The sequence below is a fragment of the Sphaerisporangium sp. NPDC004334 genome, from assembly GCF_053602655.1.
The window spans coordinates 492,501-498,500 of sequence record NZ_JBSGDZ010000001.1 but is presented as its reverse complement, the minus strand read 5'-3'; the positions used below and the strand labels follow the sequence as shown (position 1 = coordinate 498,500).

Here is a 6,000-nt window from a genome sequence, read left to right as displayed (position 1 = left end):
CAGCCCTATCTCCACGGTCACCTTCGGCCCCGACGGACGGACCCTCGCCACCATCGGCGACGGCCTGACCCGATTATGGGACGTACAGACCCGCAGCCTCATCGACGCCCCTCTGCCCGGGTACAAAGGCTGGGTCTCCTCGGTGGCCTTCAGCCCCGACCGGCGGACACTGGCCGTCGGCGACGACGGCACCGTGCGATTGTGGGACATCACCACACGCACTACCGTCGGTGCTCCACTGACCGCCCACAAGAACGCTGTCACCGCCCTGGCCTTCAGCCCCGACGGCAAGACACTGGCCACCGGCGGTTTCGACGGCACCATGCGACTGTGGGACACCGCGACCCGCACCCCCATCGGCACTCCGCTCACCGGCCACACCAAAGCGGTCACCGCCATCTCCTTCAGCCCCGACAGCCAGATGCTGGCCACCGGCGGCTCCGACGGCACCATACAACTGTGGGACACCACGACACGCACCCCCATCGGCGACCCACTCCCCGCCCACGAACACGCCGTCACCGCCATCTCCTTCAGCCCCGACGGCCAGATGCTGGCCGGCAGCGGCCTGGACGGCGTGGCGCGACTGTGGCAGGTCAAAACGCACGCTTCGATCAAGCTTCCTCCCCCCGCCCGTCCCCGTGGCGACATTTCCGTCGCTTTCAGCCCCAAAGGGCAGGCGATCCTGGCCATCGGCAGTGGTGATGGCACCGTGCGATTGTGGGACGCCGCCACCCGGACACTCATCGGCGCGCCGCTCACCGGCCACACCGACAACCGGGTCACCTCGCTCGCCTTCAGCCCCGACGGACACACCTTGGCCACCGCCGGTGAGGACAACACCGTGCGGTTGTGGGACATCAGACTCCACACCTCCATCGGGACTCCGCGCACCGATCAGCCCAGCTGGGCCACCTCACTCGCCTTCAGCCCCGACGGACAGACCCTGGCCACCAGTGACAGAGGCGGCACCGTGCGGTTGTGGGACGCCGCCACCCGCGCACCCATCGGCGCGCCGCTCACCGGCCACACCAGGGCGATCACCTCAATCGCCTTCAGCCCCGACAGCCGAACCCTGGCCACCAGCAGCTTCGACGGCACGGCACGATTGTGGAATACAAGGACCGGCAAACTCATCGGCGCACCGTTCACCGGACACTCCTACGTGATCACCTCGGTCGCCTTCAGCCCCGACGGACAGACCCTGGCCACCAGCGGTGAAGACGGCAGCGCACGATTGTTGGATGCCCGTACGGGTGAACCCATCAGCATCCCGCTCGTCGGCAGCCGCGGATTAACTACCTGGTCCCTCTTGAGCCCTGACGGACAAATTCTGGCCGCCATCAACCGCAAAGGCACGGTGCGGCTATGGCGGATGAAAACGCGCACTCCCATCGGCGCCCCTCTCGCCGGCCACACCAACCCGCTCTACTCGCCCGCCTTCAGCCCTGATGGACAGACCCTGGCCACCGTCAACGAGGACGGCACAGTGCGGCTATGGCGAGTCGCTACCCGCACTCCCATCAGCGCCCCCTTCGCCGGCCACGCCAACGCGGTCGCCTCGCTCGCCTTCAGCCCCGACGGACAGACCCTGGCCACCAGCGGCGAGGATGGCACTGTGCGCCTGTGGGACACCGCGACCAGCGCCCCCATCGGCGCTCCCCGCGACGGCCACGCCAACGGATTCGCCTCACTCGCCTTCAGCCCCGACGGACAGACCCTGGCCACCAGCGGCGATGACGGCACGACACGGCTGTGGGAGGTGGGCATGCCCCAAGACCTGCTCGCAGCCGTGTGCGCGATCCCCGCACGCTCGTTCACCCGCGCCGAATGGGCCCAGTACGTATCGGAGGTGGACTACCGACCGGTATGCCGCTGACCTGACGCGGCCGGCGCCGTGAGCGAGCAACTCCACGACCGTCCCGGTCGGCGTGCGGATCCGCCCACCGGGCACGCGCGGACGATGCCGGACGGCCCGGTGATCGTGGCCCGGAAAGAATTCCCTCTGCCGGATGTAGAGAACGTCGCCACGGCTCCGACTCACCTGTGAAAGCGAAGGGCGAAGCCGCCCGAGAACAGGAGCCGGACATGCGTAAGATCATTTTTTGGGTGCACACCTCGATCGACGGCCACATCGACGGCCCGAACGGCGAGTTCGACTGGCCGGTGATGGGCGAGGAGCTGTCGGCGTACTCCGAGTCGCTGGCCGACCGTTGCGACACCTTCCTGTACGGGCGCGGCGTCTGGGAGGGCATGGTGGCCTTCTGGCCGAACGCCGAGTCGATGTCGGACCACCCGCACGTCCTGAAGTTCGCCCCCCGCTGGCGCGACACGCCCAAGATCGTCTTCTCGAGCACACTGAAGCAGGACGACTGGGCCGTCCGGATCATCGGCGACGACCTCGCCGCGCAGGTCGCCGAACTCAAGCGGCAGGACGGCAAGGACCTGCTGCTCACGGGCGGCTCCGGCCTGGCCGCCGCGCTCACCGACCACGGGCTCATCGACGAGTACCACATCGCGGTGCACCCGGTCGTGCTGGGCGGCGGCCGGCCACTGTTCGTCCCGCGCGACGAACGCCTGGGCCTGCGGCTGACCGAGTCGCGCACCTGCGATTCCCAGGTGGTGGTGATGCGGTACGACCGCGTCTAGAAGTGCTCGAAGCCGGTACATGCTCGCGCGGACGCGGTCCATCGGTGTACGGGACCTGCCGCGATCGACGTCTCATGTCCGAGTGTTCCGAGTGAGTCGCGAATCGGCTTCCGGCACGCGTCTCACAGCCGTCCCGCATACGGTGATCGTCTCCATGCTCACGGAGATGCCGAGAACGAACACAGGAGGCGACACTCGATGGACCGACTGCCTCGCGATCTGCCGATCGTGGAGCGAGACGTCGTGCGACTGGTCGTGCGGGACTCCCTCGACCGGATCCTGCTGTTCCACACCCACGAGATCACCGCCCCAGAACTCGGCCGATGGTGGGAACTGCCCGGTGGCGGCATCGACCCCGGTGAGGACTACCGCCAGGCCGCCCGGCGCGAACTGCGCGAGGAGACGGGCATCACGATCGGCGATGAACAGATCGGGCCGCCGACCTGGACCCGCGACGGCTCGTTCCGCCATCGCGACGTCCGTCATCTCCAGCACGAGGTCGTCGTCCAGATCCGCCTGGCCGGGCCAGGACCCGACATCGACGACCGCGACCGGCTTGACTACGAGAAAGAGGACTACTTCGACTTCCGCTGGTGGCCGATCGCCGAGGTGGTCGCCAGCGCCGACCAGTTCTATCCCCGCTCGCTTCCCCGCCTGCTGACCCGCTTTCTCGACGGTGAGACGATCGACGAGCCCCTGGAGATCTGGACGTGACCCGGTCGCTCGGGATGAGTCCGGTGACGTCGGTGGTCATCCCGCGATGATGGCCGACGTGGATGAGGTCGAGGTCGTCGTCGCCCATAACGAGCGCGCGACCCTGCGCGTCGGCGACGTGTACCTGAAGATCGACGCCGATCAGACGCGCACCGACGTCGAGGTCGAGGCGATGGCCATGGCGCCGATCCCGACTCCGGAGGTCCTGTGGCGCAAGCCGCCCGTGCTCGCGCTCGCCGCCCTCCCCGGGAAGGCGCTCGGCCGCCTCGGCGAGCCGTCGACCGCGTCGCCGGCGGCGTGGGCCGCGGCGGGTGCCGTCGCACGGACGCTGCACGACGCGCCGCTGCCGCCATGGCCCGGTCGCGGCCTCGACGAGATCGCAGCGCGCCTCGACGGCGAATGCGGATGGCTCGTCACGAACGGTGTCCTTCCCGCCGACCTGGTCACGCGCAACCGCCGGATCGCCGAGACCGCGCTCCGGCCGTGGACACCGGTGTTCACGCACGGCGACCTGCAGGTCACCCACGTGTTCGCTGACGGCGACGAGATCACCGGCGTGATCGACTGGTCCGAAGCGGCCCAGGGCGATGCCCTGTTCGACCTCGCCATCTTGACGCTCGGACACCAGGAGCACCTTGGCGACGTCGTCGCCGGCTACGGCACCGACGTCGACCTCGACGTGATCCGCGCGTGGTGGTCACTGCGAAGCCTGCTGGCGGTCCGCTGGCTGGCCGAGCACGGCTTCGACCCGTTCTCGCCAGGCTGCGAGGTCGACGTACTGAGATCCCTGGTGTAAGGCCGCACCAGCCCGACGGCGTGGGAGGCGTTCATCGACGGCGCCAAGAAGGGCGAGTTCAGCTTCTAGCACGGCCTCCCCTGAGCTTCACCAGGCTCCCGCCGCGCGGCGACGCTCCCTTCGAGCGGGCGTGCGGGGACGGAGCCCCTGCCTCGGGGTTTGGGGCGGAGTCCCAGAAGAACACTGTCCGAGCGCAGCGAGGGCCATTTCCCGGGGGACGCGGACGCTCCGAATGAAGACCGTCCGGGCGGAGTGAGGGTCGGATTGCCGGGGGATGGCGGCGGCTCCCGGCCGCGGGCTGGTGGGCGCGGGGGCGGGAGCCGCTTGTCGACGGGGCGTTCCGGCCGTTCGTCAGCGGGCGGGGGTGGCGGCGGGCACCTGCTCCTCGGGGGCCGGGCCGGGGCCGGGGTTGGGGAGTTCGGGCAGGAGGGTGACGACGCTGGGCTCCTTGGGGGCCTTGCCGAGGCGCTCGCGGAGCTTCATGGCCGGCTTCTCGATGAGGTAGAAGCTGACCGTGGCACAGGCGACGCTGCCGACCAGGGTGACCAGCAGCAGCACCCCGAAGTTCCCGGCGCGGAACAGGTTGCCGTGCCAGAAGTAGATGATCGCGATGTGCCACAGGTAGACGCCGTAGGAGATGCGGCCGAGGAACAGCATCACCTTGTTGGTCACCACGGCCTCGATGAACCGCGACCGCAGGTGCGGCAGGGTCAGCGGGGTCACGGCGAGGAAGCCGAAGAGCAGGTACATGACGTGCTCGAGGACGCCCTGGCCGAGGCCGGGGTAGTTGGCGCTGGCCGGGTCGCCGAACGGCGAGACGCAGGCGATCAGGTAGGCGACGAGCGCACCGGCCCAGCAGAGCAGCGGCCACTTGTAGGCGGCGCGGTAGGCGCCGGGCACGTGGTCCATCGACACCTGGGCGGCGGCCGACAGGGTGGCGAGCATCATGCCGGTGGCGATGAAGTCGATCCACCCGGGGGGCCAGTTGCCCTCGATGGGCCAGGCGCCGAAGGACGGCAGGTGCGTCCAGGCGGTCCAGGCGATGCTGATCGGGATGATCAGCGACAGCGAGATCAGGATGCGGCGCACCCGCGCCGCCGGGGTGGCGGCCCTGCGTGCGATCTTGTGCAGGATCCAGGCGATCACCGGCAGGGCGAAGTAGAACGCGATCTCGGTCGCGAGGCTCCAGGTCTGCTCACCGCCGAGGACCCAGGCGTTCTCCTGGTAAATCTGCAGCAGCAGGAACGGCCGCACGACGTCCCAGACCCCATGGATGTTGTCCCGGTTGAGCGTCACCAGGACGACCGCGATCAGCACCCAGTAGGCCGGAAGGCATCGCAGCGCGCGGCGCCACAGATAGGGCTTCACCCGGGGCGTCGGGGTGCCGGCGATGGTGGCCAGAGCGAAGGGGCGATAGAGCAGCATGCCCGACAATGTGAAGAAAATCGGCAGGCTCACCTGAAGCTGGTTGAGCAGGACGCTGAAGACGCCGTTCCCGGTCTCCTCCAGACCGGGGGCCTCGTTCCACCGCATCTGGCCCGCGCTGAAAGCGACGTGGAGAACGAGCACCCCCAGGGCCGCGAGCCCTCGCATTCCCTCAAGATGCGGGAAATACCGGCGCGCCGCGCTGGGGGCCGCTCCAGCGGGGTTTCCCGCCTTCTCTGACACGACCATAGAGTGCTCCTTACGAATTGGTCGACGCCACCAGCATCGTTCCGGCGGTTCCCCGGCGCATCTCACCAATTGCGCAATTTCGCCGCACCCTATTTCCGCGCGCCTTTCATGCCCATGCTCGCGCCGCGTGGGACGGCCGCCCGCCGCGGTGATGAGGGGGCCGGCGG

The 6,000-nt window shown here is 68.9% G+C and carries 5 protein-coding genes; 4 read left to right on the top strand and 1 reads right to left on the bottom strand.

Annotation, left to right across the window (positions count from 1 at the left end):
• From ACWEN6_RS02010 to ACWEN6_RS01995, 4 genes are all read left to right on the top strand, one after another.
• A partial coding sequence (locus ACWEN6_RS02010) for a WD40 repeat domain-containing protein (protein WP_452568510.1) occupies positions 1-1,879 on the top strand: 1,879 nt, incomplete at its 5' end.
• A gap of 209 nt (positions 1,880-2,088) precedes the next feature.
• The gene (locus ACWEN6_RS02005; RefSeq protein WP_452568509.1) at positions 2,089-2,649 is read left to right on the top strand and encodes a dihydrofolate reductase family protein; all 561 of its coding nucleotides are present in this window, start codon (positions 2,089-2,091) and stop codon (positions 2,647-2,649) included.
• Between the two features lie 198 nt (positions 2,650-2,847).
• Positions 2,848-3,363 carry an NUDIX hydrolase gene (locus ACWEN6_RS02000; protein WP_452568508.1) on the top strand — a complete coding sequence of 172 codons (516 nt, stop codon included), beginning with the start codon at positions 2,848-2,850 and terminating at the stop codon, positions 3,361-3,363.
• Between the two features lie 58 nt (positions 3,364-3,421).
• Positions 3,422-4,159 carry a phosphotransferase family protein gene (locus tag ACWEN6_RS01995; RefSeq protein WP_452568507.1) on the top strand — a complete coding sequence of 246 codons (738 nt, stop codon included), beginning with the start codon at positions 3,422-3,424 and terminating at the stop codon, positions 4,157-4,159.
• A gap of 351 nt (positions 4,160-4,510) precedes the next feature.
• Here ACWEN6_RS01995 and ACWEN6_RS01990 read toward each other — a convergent pair whose 3' ends face one another.
• The gene (locus ACWEN6_RS01990; RefSeq protein ID WP_452568506.1) at positions 4,511-5,752 is read right to left on the bottom strand and encodes an acyltransferase family protein; all 1,242 of its coding nucleotides are present in this window, start codon (positions 5,750-5,752) and stop codon (positions 4,511-4,513) included.
• Between the last annotated feature and the right edge of the window lie 248 nt (positions 5,753-6,000).